Origin of the sequence: Sphingomonas sp. C3-2 (assembly GCF_033025475.1) — a bacterium.
Classification (GTDB): Bacteria; Pseudomonadota; Alphaproteobacteria; order Sphingomonadales; family Sphingomonadaceae; genus Sphingobium_A.
The window spans coordinates 751,184-772,529 of sequence record NZ_CP130322.1 but is presented as its reverse complement, the minus strand read 5'-3'; the positions used below and the strand labels follow the sequence as shown (position 1 = coordinate 772,529).

Below are 21,346 nucleotides of genomic sequence, written 5' to 3'. Positions count from 1 at the left end.
CCGCCGAAAGGGCGTCAATTAAGGCCTGATCTCAGCCAGAGCGCATGCGAACATGAGTGCTGCAAAAGCAAAGGGCCTCGCATCGCTGCGAAGCCCTTGGGAATGGTGGTGAGCCGTGCTGGATTCGAACCAGCGACCTACTGATTAAAAGCCCGGTTTGCAGCTTTTCGTAGAACCCCGCAGAAGCCCGAATTTAGCCGATTACAGGGATTTTCGTAATAGGTGATCGTCCAAAATGCGCCCCTGCGAAACCCGATCCCCCGTAGCCACCCCTACCAGCCCCGAAGGCATGCGAGGGGAAATAGGTGGGGCGACTTAGGGGCGCTAAAGGCTAACAATCGCCAACACCTTCAAGCACCGAGGCGGAGGGCCGTCCCCCTTACAAGGGGGCAAACCCACATTCCACCAGGAAGGAATAGACGTCGTCATAGACGGTTGGCATCCGTGTGGCATCTTCATCTGAACCTTCGGGTACAAACACCACCATCCCTTGCCGGCCACGGGTAAGCAAAACACGATAGGCATTTGCAACATATGCCTTACGCGCCTCGTCATTGACCGCCTGCCAGCGCGTGCCCTTGAACTGTAAAGCCCGCCATCCATCACCAACGCGGCGGTAATTTGCATCCCAGCACAAGCACGTCCAATCCAACTCCAGTCCTTGGACGTCAAACTCTGTTCCCGCGTCCTCTAGCGCATCGGAAGATCGCACGTCGTCGCTGGGGGCCAAGAACCACTTAGCCGGCTCAATTTTAGCTTTCACGAACACGCCATGAGGCTTGAGACGCGCCGCATTAGACGAGGCCAACAACCCGGCTCGCTCGGCGCCGCGACGCTTGGAACGTAGCCAACGCCGCGCCTGATCTAAGTCGCGGGTGACGTAGAGCGGAAAGTTGGTCAGCTCCTTGTTGACCTGTCTCGCAGCCGAGGCATTGCCGGTAATCACATGACCCACGAAATCAGACAGGCGCTCTGCACGGAACGATCGCAGCGAAGTAGCTAGATGAAGCGCGGGCGTCGATACCTCGTCGGTCAGTTGGCAGGGATGAGCTAAGCTCTCGGGAAGATGTACCTGCCAATGCGGGAAGCTACGCTCCAGCGCGCGCAGCCATTCCTCGATGCCGGCTTCCCCGGTGTTGATCTCTTGGCCGCCGCCAACCAAACAGATGATCGCGCACCAATCCTCGTGCCTGTCCATTACGGAAAGCAGGAACTCCGGCTCTGACATGGAAAAGCCGATTTGTCCCTTTTTCTGCTGCATGAACTTTGACGTCTGCTCGACATCCCAAGCGCGTTGGGCCTCGTCAAATACCGCAACCTTCTCAACCGGGGCATCGCGCGAGGCGAGCGCGTCATCGCGAAAATGATGGATGTTTTGGATGAATGCGGCGGCGCGACGATCTTCCTGGGTCTTGGATGTTTTGACGCCGTCCTCGCGTGCTCTTGCCACTGCATCCAATGCAAGTGCCTCACGCAATACATCGACCAAGGGGCCATTCCCCGAAAGGAATACTGCGTGCTCATCGCTGTGCGCGCGCTGTCGCGCAGTAGCTAAATTGAGGCCGGCGAGGGTCTTTCCCGAGCCTGGCACCCCTGTAACGAAGCAGATGATCTTACGACGGTCGCGCTTGGCTAACTCGATCGCGTTGGCAACATAGTCGGCTGTATGGGTAAGATTTTCCGCCCCGGCCTCCGAGCGGGAAATTTCCTCAACCGCATGACCGCGATAGAGAGCCTGGGCCGCCTCAACAATCGTGGGCGTCGGCCGATAGCGCCCGGCCTCCCAGGCCACTGCATCATTATCGGCGCCGCCATAGACACGGCACATATGATGAATAGCCGGCAGGAGCCCTTCAGGGTTCACGCCCAATGGTCGTCCTAGCCTGTCATCATCCCATTGAAACGGTCGCCCGTAATTATCAGGCGCGTGGGTGGCGACCAATATGGGAACAATCGTCCGGTTGTGACTTGGCTCGTGGAAGTGCTTGAGATCGAGCCCATATCCATAGACTTGGTCAAGACTAGAACGGTCATATTGGATCGCCCCGAGCTTGTATTCAATGACAAAGACAACGCCATCGACCAACAGGATTAGGTCCGCACGCCGGCCCATTCGTGGAATTAGGAACTCTATAAACGCATGAGCTTCAGGCAGTTCGCGCGCCAGGAGGCATACATCGGCAGGAATCCGGTCCTGCTCGACGTGCAAGCGGGTATGCTTATTGCACAGGGCGACTGGAGCGGGGCGGAGCGGGTCATTCGCACCCTTAGCTCGCTCAATCGCCAGGAGGTTTATGCCGACGGCAGGCAGGCCATGTTGATCATGCGGCGCGACCAAGACTTTAGTCGAGCTAAGACAATGCTGACCGACGTGCTGCAACGGGGCTCGGGCGGGCAAACCTTCATTCGACGGTTACGCGCGGTCGCAGCGGCCGAGGCGGGTGACCTTCGCGTGGCACGTGAGGACATTGAGTTCCTGAAGGCGCGAGGAGCGGTGGGTGCAGTTGCCGGCCTTGAGGCGCGAATCAAACTCGCCCAGAGTGACTACGATGGTGCGGAACAAGAGCTAGAAGCGGTCGGCACGCTTAGTGGTCCGGACGAGTTGCTGCGCGCCCGCATCTTGGAAGCGCGAGCCGAGGACCCAGCCACGCCCTTCAGCGACCGCAGCAAGCTGCGAAGCGATGCGGATGAGATCCGCATCCGCTATCGCATGCTCGACGAGTACGAGATGGAACGCGGATGAAGGTACGCTGCTGACGGTAGCCGTCATTCTCTGCAGTGCACGGGACGGTAGGAAAGTTCTAGGCGCCGCCCTTCAGGCCGGTCGACGATGGCTGTTAGCTAGTGTCAAGCTTCTGGACGTCGCGATCGAGCTCCTAAGCGGCCAAGAAGTGCGCCTAGCGAACGTTCCTGCCCGCAAGAGTGAGTGCGAAGGGGAATGTGGTGGGCACTGCAAAAGCAAAGGGCCTCGCATCGCTGCGAGGCCCTTGGAAATGGTGGTGAGCCGTGCTGGATTCGAACCAGCGACCTACTGATTAAAAGTCAGTTTTTTCTCGCTTTTCTGTGTTTCTACAGCTTTCTATAAAATAGCATAACATGCAGAAAATGAATAATTTATTTTAATCTCTCATCCTCGGGCTTCCCACTTTCATATCTGCTTTTCTCTTGGTGGTGGTTGCTATGTGGTTGCTAGATGGCTGAGCTCTTGGTAGCAAGAATTCGCTGTAGGCGGAGGGGTGCGTGGCTAAGATAACGAAAAGGTCTGTCGATACGTTGGAGTGTGTTGGGGCTAGGCCAGTATTTCTCTGGGACGATCTGATCGCTGGCTTTGGGGTTAAGGCTCTGCCTAGCGGTAGTAAGAAATACGTCGTGAAGTATCGTGCGAACGGGGGCGGAAGGGGAGCTCAACAGCGCTGGATTTCGTTGGGTGGACATGGGCAGGTTACTTGCGACCAGGCCCGAGGGATGGCGCAACAGGTCTTGGCAGCCGTTGCGCGTGGGGAGGATCCGCAAGGGGAAAAGTTTAAGCGTCGTAGCGCACCAACGCTAAATGATGTCTGGATTCGCTTTGAGGGCGAGTATCTTCAGCTTCGAAAGCCGCAAACGCGACAGGAATATCAAAGTCAGTGGCGTGACCTTATCGGACCTAAATTTGGAAGGCGGACGGTCGATGGGATATCACGCGGAGAAATTGATCAATTTCACAAAAGCATGAAACATGCGCCGTACCGTGCAAACCGCGTTCTTGCACTCTGTTCGCGTCTAATGACGCTCGCAGAGGTCTGGGAATGGCGCGAGGCGGGGAGTAACCCCTGTCGCTATATACAGCGATATGATGAAAAGCCTCGAACTCGATACTTAGCAGCTGAAGAAATTCAGCGGGTAGGAATATCTATTAAAAAGCTTGTGGCGCAAGGTAAATTACTTCCTTCGTCGGCGAATGTCATGCACTTGTTGTTGTTGACCGGAGCACGTCTAAACGAGTTGCTAACGGCTCAATGGTCCTGGATTGATTGGGAGCGCCGGATTCTCATTTTGCCTGATAGCAAAACTGGAGAAAAGGCGATCTATTTGAGTCATGCCGCTTTGGCATTGCTCCAGCGCCAAAGAGAGATTGCTGCGGGATCTGATTTTGTTTTTCCTGGTCAAGTCGCGAGCAAGCCGATGGTAAATTTACGTAAGCCATGGATGAGGGTCTGTGAAGACGCTGGGGTTGAGGGAGTGAGGCTACACGATCTCCGGCATACCGCGGCGAGCATAGCGGTAGGGCAAGGTGCAAGCCTTCCAATAATTGGGAGGTTGTTGGGCCATTCACAGGCGCAAACTACTTTGCGTTACGCGCATGTGGATGCGGATCCCGCCTTAGCAGCAGCTAATCAAATCGGAGAAATTGTAGAGGATCTTATGTGACGGATTACATTCCTTTCCGTAAATTTTTGTCGAGCGTGCGCCCGCTGAACTTCCTCCAAACGTGCCAGTGAAGGTGCAAGCGCGCCCATGACATTTTCTGACTTTTGACATGGGGAAGGGAGGATGGCTCGCTGGTGGCTTTGGATGTGATGGTGCTGGGCAGGGGGCAACCCTTCTTTGCCGTTCAGACGGCAAATCCCGAAGCCCAGGTGTGGACTGTCCGCACTCCGGCAGCGGGCATCCCATGCACCGTATTTTCGATACCTATCTGGAGGAATTAGACGGGGTCACGTCAGCAGTCGCCAACTAAGCGCTGTGCCGCTAACTAGCTGTTGCCTTTATATTACTCCCTCGGATAGCGTCACAAAATCCACAGAGGAGGGGGCGATGGGTAGCAGCGGATCTGGAAATTTCAGTGATTATTCCGGTTCTCCTAAATCCGATTTGGGTGCTGGAGCTTCAGGCGGCGCAAGCGGATCCGATAAATGCGGCCAAGCGTTTGCCGCGATTCTAGAAGATGTGGCGAGCCATCAATTCTATGCAAATCACGGAAGTGTTCCTCCCGTTGGCACCAAACTGACAATTGAGGTTAGAGGGCGAGTTGTAGCTGTCGCAGGAACGGAAACCGTAGGATCGATTCCTACCCGATTTAACTATCTTGCTGGCTGCATCGAAGATGGCTTCACTTATACCGGCGTAGTGACCCACTCGTCAAATGGCGCAAACCCGAAGGTACACGCAGATTTTGTGGCTAACTAAATGCCGGCGTCGACTCCCATCATCGTAGGTGAAGTCACGATCGACTTCACCATGCCCAGCCGAAACGTCGAAGCAAAAGTTAGGCTAGGCGGCATTGTCCACGCAGCACGAGGTCTTTGGGCAGTTGGCCAATCGTACTCGGTCGGTGCATTTTGCCCCGCATATTTGGTGGAGCAGGCACGAAAATATCTCTTGGAGCATGGCTGCGAAGAGTTTGTTCTGCTTGGCGAAGTGACCGGCGCGCCCAATCTAATTGCAATCGCTGACGTCCAAGAAGTGGGGCATCAAGGATACGAAGACATTCTTCGTAGCGAACGAATAATCTCTTCCATCGGTGATGTTGCAACGCTGATGGAATTCGAACGGATTGTGGTATTCCCGGGGCGCTACGATCTCAGCAAGGTGTTGCAAGCGGCTGATCCTAACGCGTGCGTCACCTTGGACGCGGCGTACGACATGGGAGAGGCCAGTTTACGGGAGCTTGCAAACGGGCGTGTAAGCCGTCTCGTCCTTTCTACTTCATCCGAGCTATTCATGCGGTTAGCGTCACAGGACGTATCCCCCCTTCTCGAACTCGCGCGACAGGTCGGAGTTGCTCATCTTCTTTTGAAAGAGAATCGAGGTGGAAGCAGACTTTTCGACCTTCGAAACGGCACAGTGGAGCGCATAACCGCAACGCTCGATGTAACGGTCAACTCTGTGGGCGTGGGGGACGCGTTCACAGCCGTTTTCGGTTGCTTCGACGGCACCGTGCGGGACGCTGCTTGGCGCGGCATGCAAGTTGCAACGGTTTACTCCCAGACAACTTGGCCTGACGACTTCCGGCGCGACGTGCAGCGCGCATTCAGGCTCACCGTCGACAATGTGCGGCAGCTGGGGGGCGTGACCTTGCCATGGCACGTGCGACCGATGTTCCCGATATACCTCGCTGCACCGGATTTTTCGTACGCCAACCATCGAGACATAGATGCCGCTCTTTCGGCATTGCGATATCACAATTTTCGAGTGAGACGACCTGTTCAGGAAAACGGGGAGGCAGCCCCCGATGCGCCTCTCGAATCCCTTGCCTCCTTTTTCTTCAACGATGTTGAACTACTCCGGGAATGTGCTGCGGTTTTCGCGATTCCCATCGATCGAGACCCCGGTACGTTGGTGGAGATTGGAATGGCCATGGAAATGGGTAAGCCCGTCATCACATACGACCCTCGTCACGAAAATCGCAATACGATGGTCGTCCATGGCAGCGCTTCTTACTCAGCTGATCTCGATATTAGCCTTAACGCGGTCTTCGAAGCTCTGGGGCGGATCGAAAGGGGTTCTGCTGGATGAATAGAGAAGTAATGCTCCTTGCATCGGGTGGGCTGGACTCTACTACTGTCGCATATTCGCTGCATGCTAGTGGGAAGGCTGTCTATCCCTTGTTTTTTGACTACGGTCAGCACTGCGTGGAAACGGAGTGGATCCGAGTTAACGAGGTGCTTCCGCGCGATATGAGATGTCCCGAAAGGATTGACATATCCGATATTTTTCGAGGGTCCACTTCACGTCTGATTGAAGAGGCAAATCTGTGGCATGACGACGTTAAAGATGACGATCTTTACGTTCCATATAGAACCCTTTTGTTCTATGCCGCGTCAGCAGCAAGAGCTCAAACCCTAAACATCGTCGATGTGTTTACCGGTTTCATAAATAGCAATCATGCTAAAGAGATAGACTGTACGGCAGAATTCATGAACAAGCTCGACGGGCTGACCGAGAACATCGGGCCAGTGCGCTTTACGTCGCCGTTCCGCTACGCATCGAAAGCTGACGTCACGCAAGAAGCGTTACGGCTCGGCGTTCCGATCGGGCGGACATTCTCGTGCCAGGCAGCCAGCACACTCCCTTGCGGAGCTTGCCCTAATTGCGTTGAGCGCCTAAGCGCCCTCCACCAAACGGGACTATCGTAGTGACTCAAGCGCAGCCCAATCGAGGAAGAATCTTGCAGGCGGCGCGGCAGGTCGCTGATTTCGCTTCGAATGAAGGGGCTCCGTCTGCCTCTGGCGCACGACGCGCCGATTACGGGCATGTAGGCGCAGTCCTCGCGGATTCGATATTGCAAGCAGGGTTGAATTATCGTGCGGTGGTTCTGCCACGCGTGGAACGCATTTTGCGCTTGTTCCCGAACGTCGACACGATCAGCACCCTGCTGCCTCTCGTTGAGGGCGGGCGCGGCGGTGACTTCCTGGATTGGCAACATCCCGTGAAGATATCTCGATTTGACCGGCTGGTCAGATTCATGCACCGCGAGGGACTGGATACGACGGCTGATATTCGCGAGGCCCTCGGAACAACTCGATTCAGAAGCGATTTGCAGTCGTTAAGCGGTGTTGGACCAAAGACAGTTGATTATATGTGCTGCCTGGTTGGCATCGATTCCATCGCCGTGGATAGGCACATCAGAACGTTTGCTGCGAAAGCCGGCTTGCGAGATAGCGATTACGATTTCCTAAAACTCTCATTTTGCTTTGCGGCCGACCTTCTCTCAATTTCGCGAAGAGAGTTCGATGCTTGGGTTTGGTCTCGTGAGTCTGGTGCAGTTCGACCGCAACTTGAGCTAGTATTTTAAGATTGCGTTCGCTGAACTGTCCGAGTGGGCAAAGGTGTAGCCGCAGCGCAGGTTGGAGACCATATGAGTTGGAGCGAGCGGCGTGAGACCTCTCCGCGTCAGGCTGACGATTCCCGCAGCGATGAGGAAATTGACTATGCGCGGGTTGTGCACTCGGCCTCGTTCCGCCGGCTGCAGGGGAAGACCCAGATCCTCAATCTCGGAGATAGCGACTTCTATCGCACCCGTCTGACTCACTCGCTGGAAGTGGCGCAGATCGCCAGCGGCATCGCCAAACAGTTGGGCTTTTCCTTCCCCCAGCATCCGGCAAGCAGCCTTCTGCCGGACCGCGCTCTGATTCAGGCCATCGGCCTGACTCATGACTTCGGTCACCCGCCGTTCGGGCATGGCGGCGAAGTCGCGCTCAATTACTGCATGCCCGCAGATCAGGGCTTTGAAGGCAATGGGCAAACCTTGCGTATCCTTGCCCGGCTTGAGGATTTTTCCAAGGGCGCCGGCGCAAACCTAACTCGCCGGGCGATGCTGGGCGTTCTGAAATATCCTGTGCCATTCTTTCAGGCTCGCAATCCCGATATCATTCCCAAACTGGCCGAAAAGCCAACCACGCTGCGGATCATCGATACCGATGCCAGCAAGCCCCCCAAGTGTTATCTCGACAGCGAGCAAGAGATTGTAGATTGGATTCTCAAGCCGCTGACCGACCATGACCGTCGCGAGTTTCAGACATGGGACGGGGACAAAAGCAAGCATAACAAGCCACGCCACAAATCGCTCGATTGCAGCATCATGGATGCCGCTGACGACATTGCATACGGCGTCCACGACCTTGAAGACGCCATTGCGCTGCATCTCATTTCCAAGGAGCGGTTCGTTTCAGCCGTGGAAGGCAAATGCCCTTCGCTCCTCGAAGAGCTGAAAAAACGGTATCCAGACGAAAATGAAGACACCGTCTTTTCGCGCATGGTCCAAGGCCTATTTGGCGAGAGCGGGCAGCGCAAACGCTATATTGGCCGGCTGGTGCACCACTTTATCGCTGCCGTGGAATATGATGAGCGAACGGAATTCATCGAGCCGCTCCTGAAATATCGCGCCAGAGTTCGTCAGCCGGAACGCGCTTTCTTGGATGTCTTGCAGAAGCTGGTCGTCGATGAGGTCATCAAAAGCCCCAATGTGCAGCACCTTGAATTTAAGGGACAAGGCATGGTGGTGGCGGTCTTCGAGGCCTTGCAATCGGATCCCAAGCGCTTGCTACCTGCCGATGCGCTGAAGAAATACCAGCAGTCGGGAGGCGACTTAAGGGTAATCTGCGATCATGTTGCTGGAATGACAGACAACTATCTTCTCAAGACCTACGAACGGTTATTTGCACCCCGTTTGGGCTCCGTTTTCGACAAGCTCTAATCCAATGGTGACGTCGATTCTTGTTCGTTCTGGTCCGGCGTTTGTGACGATGAATGTTTGGCAGGTTGGCCAGTAACCGGTTTCGGTTTAGCCAGACGCTCTGAGCCGCGGGGATATACGGCCGGTTTGTCCAAGGGCAAGCCGCCAACCTGAATTCGCGCCGCTGCGAAGCGAGCGTCGGCTTTCCTGGGGTACTCGCCGCTGAGCCGACAGTCGCCATTGTCCCACGATGCGGCGTTCGTTTCCGGCAGCAGCCGACCCTTTCCGGCCGCTCCGCGCCCAAATTTCGCTCCCCAGCAGCCGACCGTCTGCTAATCTAACACCGCCCTTTAGTACGGCGTCCGGTTCGTCACGCGGTCCATGCAGCCCCATCTGATCCTCCATCCACAGTTAGGGGCACAACGCTTCTCGACCCTTCCCGATCGTAGTTCCGTCCTTGCCCGCCTCTGGTTATCAGGAACGCCCCGGCGGGAAACCGCTTGCGGTCCCGCCGAGGGAAGGGCATTTCCTATGCGGTTGATGGTAAAGGCTTAACCGCAAGCGGGATTGGCGGCGTCGGGTACCGCCACGAAGGCGATCGCCTGGCCGGGGATGGAGAGCTTGCCGCGCACCGGCACGCCATCAAGCCCGTGCAGCATGCCCCTGCCGTCGATAGACGGCGCCCGGCCGTTGACCAGCACATTGCGCGTATCAAGCGGTTGCCCGGTCATCACCCAACTGCGCGCCTTGCGACCAACCGCCAGCGATTGCGGCGCACCACCAGTGTTCAGCGCCACCAGACCCACACCGCCCTTGGTGCCGGGCAGGCACTGAGCATAAACGCGCAAATTCGACATGGGCGATTGCGGCGCTTCAAGTACGGTCTTGGCCATGGTCTTGCGCCATAGCACCGCCGCCCAGTAATTGGGGCGGGGCGTTAGCGTATCCTGATCAATCAGGGCATAGTCCGACGCCGCCAGCGTATTGTGCATAACGACCTGGACGCTCTTCTGCGCCAGCGCACCAAGTTGGTTCACATAGCGGAAACTGTCGAGGAAGGTCGACGCCCAGGGAGAGCCGCCGCACGCCGCCTGTGCGGTCTCGGTGTTCCACATTGGCTTGCCCGGCTCATATTGGTCACGCAGCGTGCTGTAGAAATTGTAATCGCGCAGCGTTGCGTCCAGCCATGCAGGCGTAAGCGCCTCTTCCTTCACGGCCGTGCCGATATTCATCCCGGCGCACCGCTGCGAAACGGTGCCATAGAAATGATACGACACCGCATCGACGCTGTTCGGATTGGCTTTCATCATGTCTTCGGTGCGGACAGGTGTGCCGAAAGCGTTAACGGGGGGCTGGTGCATAAGCCCTCCTTCCCCGACGCCTCCGGGGCCAAGAATCTTCATATCAGGCAAGGTCTTTTTCGCCCAATCCTTGAACAGCCTGAAATCCGTTGCGTAGTTGGTGGCGCCATACCCCTTGGGCATGCCGATGGTGGCGGCAGGCATATTGGGTTCGTTGAAGAATTCAGCGGCGTAGATCGTGCCGCCCAATGCCTGGGTCAGGTCGGCCAACCGTTGCGCCTGATCAGTCTTCCACACGCCATCCACGCCACGCGTGCCCGCTCCAACCGCAAAGCTCGTCACAATCGGCGCATCGACTGCCTTGGAAAAGGCGATGACATTGCGCCACTGCTCGCGCGTCAGGATCTGCATATAGCCTTTGGGCGGCGTGGTCAGCTTTTCGCCGTCCGCCAATAGATAGGTGTTGTTCGCCCATGTGCCGCTGACGCGCATGAGGCTGGGCCCCAAATGCTGAGCGAGATGGATCAACCTTTGATCCGTGAGGTCGATTGGTGGGCGCTCGCGATAAACTTCGCCGGCTGGCCCGCCATAGGGAGCCCAGAACCGACCGCCGGTGACCTCGACCATCTCGACATTATAAGCTTGGTAGCGCTCGTCGACCTGGCCGACCTTCTTGAGATCGGCAAGGCCCAGACCTTGGGCCGACGCGCTGGAGGCAACAACAGCAAGGTTGAACGCCAGCAAGCTTACCGAAGCGTACTTCATGTTCATTAGGCTCCCCTCTCGATTATGTATTGGTTCTTTTTCTATCCGCGCGACCGGAGATAAAAACCTAAGTTTCTTGAAGGTTATATGAATGCAAGGGGTTCATTCTTAGTGGCTTTGTGGAAAGTCATCGAGAGGGGGGCTACAGGGGGAACGGCGTGCCAGTCTCTGGTTGTGGGCGCAGCAGAGCCAGGGGCGCACATTGCGGCGAACCTGCCAGCCGGCAAAGTCCCACGATGCGGCGTTCGTTTCCGGCAGCGGCCGACCCATTTCAGTCGCTCAGCCTCCGATTTTCCGTTCCCAGCTGCTGTCCGTCAGCTTTATCATCCTCGATGCTCAAGACTGGGTGGCTTTGTCCTAGGCACTGCCCATCACAGGCGCCCCCTCTTTGCAGTTCAAGGCGATTTTTTGGTTTCCCGAAAGCAGGTATATTTTCTGCGTCCGTTTAGATCGCCCATTGGCAGGAAAGTCGGACAATCTGGAACGGCCCCTTTCAGTAGCGCAGATCGCAATAGCGAACGCTTGGAGAGATGGGTTCGCCAAAGAGTTTCTCATGCTGCCGTCAACCGTTCGGTTTCGCACCTGACCAACCCAAAGTCATTCCCCGATAAAGCGCACTAGAAGTGCATTGTCTCGAAAAAACAACGGCCTTTAGAGAGGAATTTGATCGCTTGCCGCAAAAGAGAGCCCAGCGTAGGAGACGGCTGGCTATTTTGCGTGAGGGATCTGTGGGGGCGAAAGAGGCGACTGCTAGGATCAAGATTAATCGGCTTCTTGAGGAGGCTGGATGGCGCTTCTTCGACTGCGATGCGGGTCCTGCAAATATCGTATTGGAACCCAACACCAAGATTACAGAGGTCCAGATCAATGCGCTCGGACAGGATTTTGAGACAACCAAGAACGGTTTCATCGACTTCCTCCTGCTCGACACTGATGGTCGCCCTCTGATCGTTCTCGAAGCCAAGTCCGAGGGGAAAAACCCACTGGCAGCGAAAGAGCAAGCGAGGCGTTATGCACGCGAGCAGAACGCACGCTTCGTGATCCTGTCCAATGGCAACATTCACTACCTATGGGACCTCAAGCAGGGCAATCCGAGCGTCATCACAAAGTTTCCTGGCCCAGGCGCGATAAAGGATCATCACGCCTTCCAGCCTGATGCCGAGCGCCTAGCGAGCGAGATCGTCGGTCGCGACTACATAGCGCTGACGCAGATGCCCGGTTATGCCAACGAAGCGGGCTGGAAAAATGAAACTGAACGCCCTTCATTCATCGAAAAAACCAAGCTGCGTCTTCTGCGTGAGTACCAGAGGAAGGCAGTTCAGGCTGTGCAGCGCGCGGCCAAGAGCGGCGCCGTGCGCTTCTTGTTCGAGATGGCGACCGGTACCGGCAAAACGTTGACCTCTGCCGCGATCATCAAGCTGTTTCTCAAGACTGGCAATGCACGGCGGGTTCTCTTTCTCGTCGACCGGATCGAGCTGGAAGTTCAGGCCGACAAGGCCTTCAAGGCCCTTCTGAAGAATGATTTCACCAGCGTAATCTATAAGGAGCAGCGCGACGATTGGCGAAAAGCGGACATTGTCGTTACAACCGTTCAATCGCTGTTGTTCAATGACAAGTTCCGGCGCTTTTTCGCGCCGACAGATTTCGATTTTGTGATTTCGGACGAAGCCCATCGATCCATAGGCGGAAACGCGCGCGCGGTTTTCGAGTATTTTGTAGGTTACAAGCTCGGACTCACGGCCACGCCAAAGGACTATCTGAAGCAGTCGCGGAGCAGCACCGCCACGCGTGATCCGCGTGATACGGAACGCCGCATGATGCTCGACACCTATCGCATTTTCGGATGCGAAGGAAGCGAGCCTACCTTCCGTTATTCGCTGCTCGATGGAGTCCGCGACAAGTTCTTGATCAACCCCTATGTCGTTGATGCTAGAACCGAGATTACCACTCAGCTCTTGTCCGACGAAGGCTTCGTCGTAGAAGCGACCGACGAGAACGGTAACGAGGTAAAGGAGGCTTTCGCCGGTCGGGACTTCGAGAAGAAGTTCTTCGCCGACGCGACCAATGACGTTCTGTGCGAGACCCTTCTCACCCACGGACTGCGTGACCCAGTCACCGGGGAATTCGGCAAGACCATCGTGTTCGCCGTCAGCCAGAACCATGCCGCCAAGATTGCGCAAATTCTGAATGAAATGGCCGATGATATCTGGCCGGGAAAATACCAGTCCGACTTCGCTATGCAGGTAACCAGCGAGGTCCCGACTGCCCAGACCATGACGGTCCAGTTCGCGAACAACAACCTTGGCGGACGTAGTACTTTCGATGAAAGCTATGCCACGAGCAAGGCCCGCGTTTGCGTAACCGTTGGCATGATGACTACCGGCTACGATTGCCCGGACATTCTGAACCTAGCAATGATGCGGCCGATCTTCAGCCCTTCGGACTTCGTGCAGATGAAAGGTCGCGGTACCCGCAAGCATCGCTTCGCTGAGGAGATGCGCGATCCCGCCCGCAAGGCTGAAATCGCCTCGCTGGAGAAGACCGAATTCCGGCTGTTCGACTTCTTCGCCAACTGCGAATTCTTCGAAGAAAAGTTTGACTATAATGAAGAGCTGAAGCTGCCCAAACCCGGTGCCCAGCCGTTCACATCAACGGTTGAATCGTCACGCCGCACATTCAAGGGCTTCGAAACATTCCAGCCTGATAGCATCACCAGCCAAAACGAGCAGCAAATCGGCCTAGAGGGCATGCGGGTGGACCGCGAGCTGTTCCAGAAGTTCGAGGACATGGCCCGCGCCGATCCGGCGCTTGCCGCCATAGTCGAGCAGCAAAACTGGGAAGCTGCTGTCCGCCGGGTCATGGATCATCTGTTCGACAAGCCCGACGAGTTCTTCACGCTCGACAAGTTGCGCCGTGCTGCCGGGCTGGATCGCCGCCTGACAGTGCGCGAAATCATCGAAAAGGCGTTCGGCCACATCCCGCGCTTCAAATCGAAGGACGAGCTGATCGACGACGAGTTCCAGAAGTTCCTGCTCGACCAGAAGCCCGAAGAGGCCGACCGGATCGCTCAGATGCGGTATTTTTTTGATGCCTACATCAAGGATGCGGGCGTCCGTAAAACCATCGACGAAGGTCACTTTACCCAACTCAACGTCAATCCGATCTTTGGAATGAAAGACCTGAAGGAAGTGCCGCCAGAATGGCGCAAGCGCATACCGGAATATATCAAGGACTATGTGTCCCTTAACCGCTTCCTCCCCTAAGAGCGCCCCATGCTAGACAGTGATACCAAACGCCGCATTAACACCTGCCGTGACATTCTGGTCGGCAAGGTGCCCGACCCTAAGAGTCAGGTCGAGCAGATCACTATCGCCCTGATCTACAAGTTCATGGACGACATGGACCTCGAATCCGAGGAAATGGGCGGCGCGCGCACTTTCTTCGCGGGGGAATTCGAGCGGTATGCCTGGGCCAAGCTCGTTGCGCCCGGCGTCGGCGGGCAGGAAATGCTCAATATCTACACCGAGGCCTTGACCAAGATGGTCGAGAATCCGGGCATCCCAGAGCTGTTCCGCTCAATATTCCGCAACGCCTATCTGCCTTACCGCGATCCAGAAACGCTGCGCAGTTTTCTGCGCGAGATTAACGCCTTCACATATGACCACAGCGAACGGCTGGGTGACGCGTTCGAATATCTACTGTCGGTACTGGGCAGTCAGGGCGATGCGGGACAGTTCCGCACCCCGCGCCACATCATCGATTTCATGGTGGAGATCATCGATCCGACAAAAGACGAGGTGATCCTTGACCCTGCCTGCGGCACCGCTGGGTTCCTGATTTCCAGCTACAAGCATATCCTGAAAGCCAATTCGACCGATGCGAGCGGCAATGGCACGGGCGTGGAAGTGGACGTGGCGGAAGCGACGCTAGACAGCCCATTACGCTATTCCGGAGACTTGTTGACGACTGAAGACCGGCAACGGCTGGCCAGCAACATCAAGGGCTATGACATATCGCCTGACATGGTGCGGCTGTCACTCGTCAACCTCTATCTCCACGGCTTTGCCGATCCCAAGGTGGAAGAATACGACACGCTAAGCAGCGAAGGCAAATGGAGCGAAACAGCTGACGTAATCCTCGCCAATCCTCCTTTCATGTCGCCGAAGGGCGGGATCAAGCCGCACAACCGGTTCGGCGTGCCGTCAAAGCGCAGCGAAGTGCTTTTCGTTGATTATATCGCTGAGCATCTGAACCCCAAAGGCCGCGCCGCGATCGTCGTACCCGAGGGCATCATCTTCCAGAACCAGAGCGCATATTGCGACCTGCGCAGGATGCTGGTGGAAAAATATCTGGCCGCCGTCATCTCGCTACCCGCCGGTGTTTTCAATCCTTATTCGGGCGTAAAGACCTCGATCCTGATCCTCGACCGCGCCGTGGCCAAGGCAAGCGACAGCATTGCCTTCTTCAAGATCGAGAATGACGGCTTTGGCCTCGGCGCGCAGCGCCGCGCGGTGAAGGGTAGCCAATTGCCACAGGTAAAAGCCGGGCTGGGCTCTTGGCTGGATGCCGTGCGCGGAGGGGACGAGGTGGCGCTGGAATCGTCACTGGGATTTGCAGTCAAGAGGGCGCGGATCGGTGAGGACGGTCAATACAATCTGAGCGGGGAACGGTATCGGGAAGCAACACGGGCTGAATTTGCAGTTCCACGGGTTCCGATCGGCGATGTCTGCGTCATCAACCCGCGCAAATCGCAAATTGGCGGCCTTCCCCTTGAGACAATGGTCTCATTCGTCCCCATGGCCGTTCTTAATGAGCACCGGATCAACTTCGTCCCCGGCGAAATGAAGCCACTTGGTGAAGTGGGCGCGAGCTACACCTATTTTGCTAATGGCGATGTATTGCTGGCGAAAGTCACGCCGTGCTTTGAGAACGGGAAAGCCGGGATTGCGCGAGGTTTGACGAATGGTGTCGGCTTCGGCTCCAGCGAGTTTTACGTCCTTCGTCCTAGCGAGCAAGTTCTTGCTCAATGGGTTTATCATTGCGTCATGCACCCGAGTTTTCGCACTCCAGCTATCTCCAATATGACGGGCACAGGCGGGCTTCAGCGTGTCCCAAGGGATTTCGTCGAACGCTTCGAGATACCCCTTCCGCCGCTTGAGATGCAGCGCGAAATTGTGGCGGAGATTGAGGGCTATCAGAAGGTCATCGACGGCGCCCGAACCGTCCTCGAAAACTACCGCCCCCACATCCCCATCGATTCCGCCTGGCCAGTTAGCGCTATCAAGGAAATCGTAACAACGGTCACGCCGCCTGCGAAGCTGCAAACCAGCGAGTATCGCGAATCCGGCCAGTTTCCGATCATAGACCAGTCGCAGGAGTTCATTGCGGGTTGGACTGACAGTGCCGATGCGGTGATCGAACCTGCCGATGGATTAGTGGTGTTCGGTGATCATACTTGTGTCATCAAGTTCGTCGATCAACCGTTTGTGCAGGGCGCAGACGGCATCAAAATACTGAAACCAGTCGGCGATTTGAGCGCAGCCTACCTCGCCTATTATCTTCAAGCGTACCCGCTGCCGACGGATGGCTACCGAAGGCATTTTAGCCTTCTTAAAGACCACCAAGTGCCACTTCCATCGCTCGAAACCCAGCAAGCGATCGTGGCTGAACTTAAGGACGAGCAGGGGCTTGTCGATGCCAACCGCGAACTGATTGCCCGGTTCGAAAAGAAGATAGAAGCCGCCATCGCCCGGGTCTGGGGCGGGGCTGAGGAGGGCATTGCCTGATGGAAGAGGCGCTCGAACTCAACGATTACCTGCCCTACTCGATGGCAGCTGAGGGCGAAGGGAGCTACCTACAATTTCTGTGGTCGGCATTTCAAAGCAACTATGAGCAGGGCCGCTACGAGTTCGCCAGTCTGGCATTCCACCTGCTTTACATGAGCTTTGTCAGCTTCTCGATTTGGCAAATCAGGCTTGCCCGCCCTGAGGCTTTCCACATGGCCATGGTTGGCTTTCGTGCCGAGGACGAGGGCAAGATCACAGAGTGCGACAGCCCCTTCAAGTTCTATGAAAAGCTGAAGGAATCGCAGATCTTCCGGTTCCTGAAGCTGATCGGCTGCAATAACGAGCAGGTCGGCGAGTTTGCCAAATTCGTGAAGCGCCGCAATAAGATCGCTCACCCGACCGGCACGGTGTTTTTCAACGACCAGCAAGCGATCGATGATGAAATTGCCGACATGATGCGCGAGGTCCGCAACATCGAGGACCATATGCAGCCCGTCATCTCCGAACTCTATCGGCGCTTCCTGACTGAAAGCGCTCAGGCCGAAGAACTTCAATATGGCACCTTTGCCGAGGAGCTTTCCGCCAACTTCATTCACAAGGCTTACATGTCGATGGCCGATCTTCGCCATTGTTCAACGTTTGATGTTGCAACATTGGGAGACCATCCCGGCCAAGACGTGATGACAGGGCTACATGCTGAAGTTGCCGCCTTGGCCCAGATCGAAGACGAGCTGGAGGGAGCCTGATGCCCATCCGCAATGCCATTTGGACGGTCAGCGACAGACCCTAGCCGCTCGCCGAAGCGCGCTTGTCCAGCGAGCGCGCGCTGGAAGACATGATCGTCGCTGCGTCGCGTATCCTTTCGGACGAATGGATGTTGATCGGACGGCAGGGGCGGACAGGTAACGGCGGGATCATCGATCTGCTCGCCATTGCCCCGGACGGCGCGCTCGTGCTGATCGAACTGAAGCGCGACCGCACGCCCCGCGAGGTGGTTGCGCAAGCCATTGATTATGCCTGCTGGGTGGAAGGGCTGGAAGCGGACGAGATAGCCGCGATCTACGCCCGTTTCGCGCCGAGCCGTAACTTGGCTGCTGATTTCCAGGCGTACTTCGGCCAACCGCTCGACGAACCAAGACCACGAGATTGTCATCGTTGCCACGCACCTCGATGACAGCAGCGAACGCATTGTCGAATACCTCAATCAGCGCGGCATCCCGATCAACGTCCTCTGCTTCCAGATTTTCGTTCACGGCGATCAGCAACTGCTCAGCCGGGCATGGTTGCTCGATCCGGTGGAAACGCAGGTCAATGTTGTAACGCAGACCAAGCGTGGTACGCGCGAGCGGGAGCCATGGAATGGCGAATTCTATGCCTGTTTCGGGCACGGCAGTACCCGCAGCTGGGATGAAGGCCGCCGCTATGGCTTCATCTGCGCGGGAGGCGGTAGCTGGTATAGCAACACGCTCAACCTGCTTTCCATCGGAGACCGTGTCTCGGTGAAGGCTCCGGGACACGGCTTTGTCGGTGTTTTCGATAATCGAAATGGACGTGGAAGATGACTGCGTTGTTGGCGTCTGCCTACGGTAGATTAGCTCCCGCTTAATGTCCGGAATCGATGCTAAGCGGCTCCGAAGCCGACCGTCGCGAAAGTCCCATGGACACCGAAAGCGAAGGCTGATTACCTGTGTGAAGGAGATGAGGGTGCGATCGCACCCTCGTCCGTTGATCAACGGTACCGTTCGAGAAAGATCGTCCGTGCGATGGTCATGTTCATCAGGCACTCGAGCTTGACGCCGACATAGCCCTCGACATCGCCTTCCGCGATCTCGCGCCGCGCGCAGACCATATCCCGCTGCCCGATCCATTGACGTTGAAGCGTCCGGAGTTCGGCTTTGCGTGGTTCGGTCAGCCGCGTCATCACCATCTTATAGGCTTGGTTGAGGCGGGCATCCTGCACCGCATATTCGCGCTCGTTGCAGACATAGCCAGGCATCGCCATTTCGCCGGTTCGTTCGCCGTGATGGATGCAATCGTCATAGGCCTGAGAATAACGCGCAGTGATTGCGGGCGTGGGATCGGCGTGCGTCAGGGTAAGCGAAGGGGCGCTCAAGAGCAGCGCGATCATCATCGTCTTGATCATGGTTTACCTCATCAAGGGTAGAGTTCAGCAACCAAGGCTGCACTGAAGGACCGCACCATTGCCGGTGTCGTTGAGCTGGATTCTGCCACCGCAGACATCATCCTCGATATGGGTCGGCGCGGATCCTGGCGCGATATTGAACCCGAGACCGTTGAGCGTGCTGCGGATCGTGGCGGCATCGCCTTTGAAGTGAAGCTCGCGGGTATAGGAGGAATCGATATCGGGGATGCCGATATATGAGGCTGCCAAGGCGCTCAGTTGAAGCCCGTTCCACATCGTTCCTGCGGGCAGATGCAATGTGGTTTCCACGCGCCGGGTTCCGGGCTCATCGTCGGGCATCTGCGGATAGCGCGTGTTGAGCGGGAGGGGCGTCCATCCCGCCGCGAGCGTTACCGGCTGGGTGTGGACCTCTCCGTCCGCCGTGAGGATTTTCTCGTATGCTGCCTCAAGCTCTTTGCCCGGTCGACAATTGGCGGGATCCGCAAAGCGCAAGATGGCCGAGAGATCCTGTGCGTCCGTGGACGATGTGGCGGGCGGGGCGCTGGGCGCCGCATTGACCGTAGCATTGCCGGGCGCGGCGCCATCGGCAGAACGACGGATGCCGGTAAGACGCCAACCCAATCCTTGGCGGGAAAAGATTAGCGCTCCACCATCGCTCTGACGCAGGCGGAATTGATTGAGGCTGTCGCGGGTCAAGGACATATCGCCGATCTGAAGCCCGAAAGGTGCCGGCGCTTCGCTGCCAGGTTCCTTGCGCATGACCGCTTGAAGTGTGTCTGGTGAAATCAGGGTGTCGACGATTCCCTCGGTCATCCCCATGACGAGCGTGGCACCGAGCGCTGCAAAACCCGACATGTCCTCGTTGATGGCGCGCTGGGCCAGATGCGTCTTGAAGTCGCGACTGATATTTTCACGCAGGACAGGATAGTCGACATAGGCCGAGAGGCGGTCGGTATCGCCAGCCTCGGCGGCACGCGTCATTTGATAGACGGTCCAGTGCGGTGACCCAAAATACCAGGCAAGCGGGATCGTCAAAGCCGCACCAGCGGCCAAAAGCCATTTCTTTTTCATGGAAATCCTCATTGGGGCGAATGCCCGGTGATGGAGTGGGGCGCTGACGCTCAGCGGTAGCGGTTCAGAAACGCGATGCGCTTGTTGGTCTCGGTGAGCAGGCATTCGCGGCGAATGACCTGGCCCAGCGTGCCGCCCGGTTCTTCGAGCTTTTCGTCGCAAAGCCGGTCCCGTTGCCGGATCCAATCGCGCTGGAGCGCGCGCAGTTGTTCGGCCTTAGCATCGGGCAAAGCCGCGATGACCGCTTTGTAGCGCGTGTTGAGAAGGTCGTCCTTGGGGCCGAGATCGATCGCAATACAGTCCATCATCGTGACGGTCACGCCTTCGCTCTCGTCCATGCACTGCTGATATTCCGCGGACCGCTCTTCGCCAGGCTCATCGTTTTCGCCCTGCTCGGGCATGTCGGTGACGGTGAAGGGCTGTGCGGCGGGGAGGGCGTCTGCAATTCCGTAACGCGCGGTCAGTTCCTGCTTGCTCAGCCAGGTTACCGACAACGCGTCCTGCTTCGACTGGGGATCCCAGCGCAGTGTGCCAAAGCGCATCATGGCTGGCGCCGGAACCGGTTTTTGTGGGTTATAAAAATCGGTGAAGCGGCGATAGCTTTGGATCGTTCCCGCCGGGTCGAAGGAGATGTCCATTTCCAAGCGGCCGGTGGCATTGCCATGGATACGGTTCAGCGCGGACGTCTCGACACAGAGAACGGGCATTGCAGCTTTGACGATTTGATTGCCGTGCCCTGCGCTGAGCTCCACCACGCCGGTGGTCATGCCGGGTGCGAGGCTGACGGCAATGTCGCTGGCGGCGCACTGGCCAGCTTGCGCAATGCTCGGAGTGGGGGCGGGGAAGAGCGACTTGCCCAGATAGATCCCGCCGGGAACGGCGACAGCGGCAATCGCCGCGGCGATGAGCAGCCGTTTCTTGAGCAACGCAGTGTGCGCTGCTCGTGCCTGTTCCGCTTCGGCGGCAAGCGCCGCGACTTCGGTGGCATCGAAGGGATGTTGGCAGTGGCGGCAGATCAACGCGGCCGCCTTGATGGTTTCAGCGCAGCTTGGGCAGCGCTTTTCGTCGGTATTCATTTTGTCCCCCATGGTCGCTGAGCGGCCGAAAGCCGATCAGCATTTCC

At 56.9% G+C, this 21,346-nt stretch carries 17 protein-coding genes; 12 read left to right on the top strand and 5 right to left on the bottom strand.

The features are described 5' to 3' along the window. Positions 1 to 379: 379 nt before the first annotated feature. Positions 380 to 2,086: a DUF2075 domain-containing protein gene (locus QYC26_RS03715; RefSeq protein WP_317514051.1), complete on the bottom strand. Its 1,707-nt coding sequence runs from the start codon at positions 2,084 to 2,086 to the stop codon at positions 380 to 382. 54 nt (positions 2,087 to 2,140) lie between these two features. Here QYC26_RS03715 and QYC26_RS03710 point away from each other — a divergent pair, with 54 nt between their 5' ends. The 7 genes from QYC26_RS03710 to QYC26_RS03685 all read left to right on the top strand — a co-directional run bounded on the left by QYC26_RS03710 (position 2,141) and on the right by QYC26_RS03685 (position 9,178). Then, complete coding sequence (locus QYC26_RS03710) at positions 2,141 to 2,743, top strand: hypothetical protein (protein ID WP_317514050.1); 603 nt, start codon at positions 2,141 to 2,143, stop codon at positions 2,741 to 2,743. Between the two features lie 497 nt (positions 2,744 to 3,240). Then, entirely contained in the window at positions 3,241 to 4,410 is a 1,170-nt protein-coding gene (locus tag QYC26_RS03705; RefSeq protein ID WP_317514049.1) for a site-specific integrase, read from the top strand. 387 nt (positions 4,411 to 4,797) lie between these two features. Then, positions 4,798 to 5,169, top strand: a complete 372-nt coding sequence (locus QYC26_RS03700) for a hypothetical protein (RefSeq protein WP_317514048.1) — start codon at positions 4,798 to 4,800, stop codon at positions 5,167 to 5,169. Next, positions 5,170 to 6,498 (top strand): nucleoside 2-deoxyribosyltransferase, encoded by a 1,329-nt coding sequence (locus QYC26_RS03695; protein WP_317514047.1) that lies wholly within the window; start codon positions 5,170 to 5,172, stop codon positions 6,496 to 6,498. It abuts the gene before it with no gap. Next, positions 6,495 to 7,118, top strand: coding sequence for a 7-cyano-7-deazaguanine synthase (locus QYC26_RS16780; protein ID WP_411197625.1), 624 nt, complete (start codon positions 6,495 to 6,497; stop codon positions 7,116 to 7,118). The genes QYC26_RS03695 and QYC26_RS16780 overlap by 4 nt, the downstream gene beginning before the upstream one ends. Continuing rightward, positions 7,118 to 7,777: a hypothetical protein gene (locus QYC26_RS03690; RefSeq protein WP_317514046.1), complete on the top strand. Its 660-nt coding sequence runs from the start codon at positions 7,118 to 7,120 to the stop codon at positions 7,775 to 7,777. The genes QYC26_RS16780 and QYC26_RS03690 overlap by 1 nt, the downstream gene beginning before the upstream one ends. A gap of 63 nt (positions 7,778 to 7,840) precedes the next feature. After that, positions 7,841 to 9,178: an anti-phage deoxyguanosine triphosphatase gene (locus QYC26_RS03685; protein ID WP_317514045.1), complete on the top strand. Its 1,338-nt coding sequence runs from the start codon at positions 7,841 to 7,843 to the stop codon at positions 9,176 to 9,178. A 530-nt stretch (positions 9,179 to 9,708) separates the two neighbouring features. On the opposite strand, the gene QYC26_RS03680 is transcribed toward QYC26_RS03685, so the two are convergent. Next, positions 9,709 to 11,229, bottom strand: coding sequence for a hypothetical protein (locus QYC26_RS03680; RefSeq protein ID WP_317514044.1), 1,521 nt, complete (start codon positions 11,227 to 11,229; stop codon positions 9,709 to 9,711). Positions 11,230 to 11,846: 617 nt separating this feature from the next. Between QYC26_RS03680 and QYC26_RS03675 the strand changes: the two genes are divergently transcribed. From QYC26_RS03675 to QYC26_RS03655, 5 genes are all read left to right on the top strand, one after another. Continuing rightward, complete coding sequence (locus QYC26_RS03675; protein ID WP_317514043.1) at positions 11,847 to 14,486, top strand: DEAD/DEAH box helicase family protein; 2,640 nt, start codon at positions 11,847 to 11,849, stop codon at positions 14,484 to 14,486. A 9-nt stretch (positions 14,487 to 14,495) separates the two neighbouring features. After that, a complete protein-coding gene (locus QYC26_RS03670; protein WP_317514042.1) occupies positions 14,496 to 17,009 on the top strand; it encodes an N-6 DNA methylase in 2,514 nt (837 codons plus the stop codon). Further along, positions 17,009 to 17,755: a hypothetical protein gene (locus tag QYC26_RS03665; protein ID WP_317514041.1), complete on the top strand. Its 747-nt coding sequence runs from the start codon at positions 17,009 to 17,011 to the stop codon at positions 17,753 to 17,755. Before QYC26_RS03670 ends, QYC26_RS03665 begins: the two co-directional genes overlap by 1 nt. 62 nt (positions 17,756 to 17,817) lie before the next feature. Continuing rightward, positions 17,818 to 18,183, top strand: coding sequence for an endonuclease NucS domain-containing protein (locus QYC26_RS03660; protein WP_317514040.1), 366 nt, complete (start codon positions 17,818 to 17,820; stop codon positions 18,181 to 18,183). A 109-nt stretch (positions 18,184 to 18,292) separates the two neighbouring features. Beyond that, on the top strand, positions 18,293 to 18,571 hold the full coding sequence (locus tag QYC26_RS03655; protein WP_317514039.1) for a hypothetical protein: 279 nt from the start codon (positions 18,293 to 18,295) through the stop codon (positions 18,569 to 18,571). A gap of 167 nt (positions 18,572 to 18,738) precedes the next feature. Here QYC26_RS03655 and QYC26_RS03650 read toward each other — a convergent pair whose 3' ends face one another. Genes QYC26_RS03650 through QYC26_RS03640 form a run of 3 tightly spaced genes read right to left on the bottom strand, consistent with a single transcriptional unit; the run spans position 18,739 to position 21,299 of the window. Next, the gene (locus tag QYC26_RS03650) at positions 18,739 to 19,152 is read right to left on the bottom strand and encodes a lysozyme inhibitor LprI family protein (RefSeq protein WP_317514038.1); all 414 of its coding nucleotides are present in this window, start codon (positions 19,150 to 19,152) and stop codon (positions 18,739 to 18,741) included. A 24-nt stretch (positions 19,153 to 19,176) separates the two neighbouring features. Continuing rightward, positions 19,177 to 20,328 (bottom strand): DUF2939 domain-containing protein, encoded by a 1,152-nt coding sequence (locus QYC26_RS03645; protein ID WP_317514037.1) that lies wholly within the window; start codon positions 20,326 to 20,328, stop codon positions 19,177 to 19,179. Then, positions 20,274 to 21,299, bottom strand: coding sequence for a lysozyme inhibitor LprI family protein (locus tag QYC26_RS03640; protein ID WP_317514036.1), 1,026 nt, complete (start codon positions 21,297 to 21,299; stop codon positions 20,274 to 20,276). The genes QYC26_RS03645 and QYC26_RS03640 overlap by 55 nt, the downstream gene beginning before the upstream one ends. Between the last annotated feature and the right edge of the window lie 47 nt (positions 21,300 to 21,346).

Excerpts from the sequence above, each read along its gene's own strand:
- QYC26_RS03710 (WP_317514050.1), top strand. The coding sequence starts at position 2,141 with ATGAGCTTCAGGCAGTTCGCGCGCCAGGAGGCATACATCGGCAGGAAT.
- QYC26_RS03700 (WP_317514048.1), top strand. The coding sequence starts at position 4,798 with ATGGGTAGCAGCGGATCTGGAAATTTCAGTGATTATTCCGGTTCTCCT.
- QYC26_RS03695 (WP_317514047.1), top strand. The coding sequence starts at position 5,170 with ATGCCGGCGTCGACTCCCATCATCGTAGGTGAAGTCACGATCGACTTC.
- QYC26_RS16780 (WP_411197625.1), top strand. The coding sequence starts at position 6,495 with ATGAATAGAGAAGTAATGCTCCTTGCATCGGGTGGGCTGGACTCTACT.
- QYC26_RS03685 (WP_317514045.1), top strand. The coding sequence starts at position 7,841 with ATGAGTTGGAGCGAGCGGCGTGAGACCTCTCCGCGTCAGGCTGACGAT.
- QYC26_RS03680 (WP_317514044.1), bottom strand. The coding sequence starts at position 11,229 with ATGAACATGAAGTACGCTTCGGTAAGCTTGCTGGCGTTCAACCTTGCT.
- QYC26_RS03670 (WP_317514042.1), top strand. The coding sequence starts at position 14,496 with ATGCTAGACAGTGATACCAAACGCCGCATTAACACCTGCCGTGACATT.
- QYC26_RS03665 (WP_317514041.1), top strand. The coding sequence starts at position 17,009 with ATGGAAGAGGCGCTCGAACTCAACGATTACCTGCCCTACTCGATGGCA.
- QYC26_RS03650 (WP_317514038.1), bottom strand. The coding sequence starts at position 19,152 with ATGATCAAGACGATGATGATCGCGCTGCTCTTGAGCGCCCCTTCGCTT.
- QYC26_RS03645 (WP_317514037.1), bottom strand. The coding sequence starts at position 20,328 with ATGCCTGCTCACCGAGACCAACAAGCGCATCGCGTTTCTGAACCGCTA.
- QYC26_RS03640 (WP_317514036.1), bottom strand. The coding sequence starts at position 21,299 with ATGAATACCGACGAAAAGCGCTGCCCAAGCTGCGCTGAAACCATCAAG.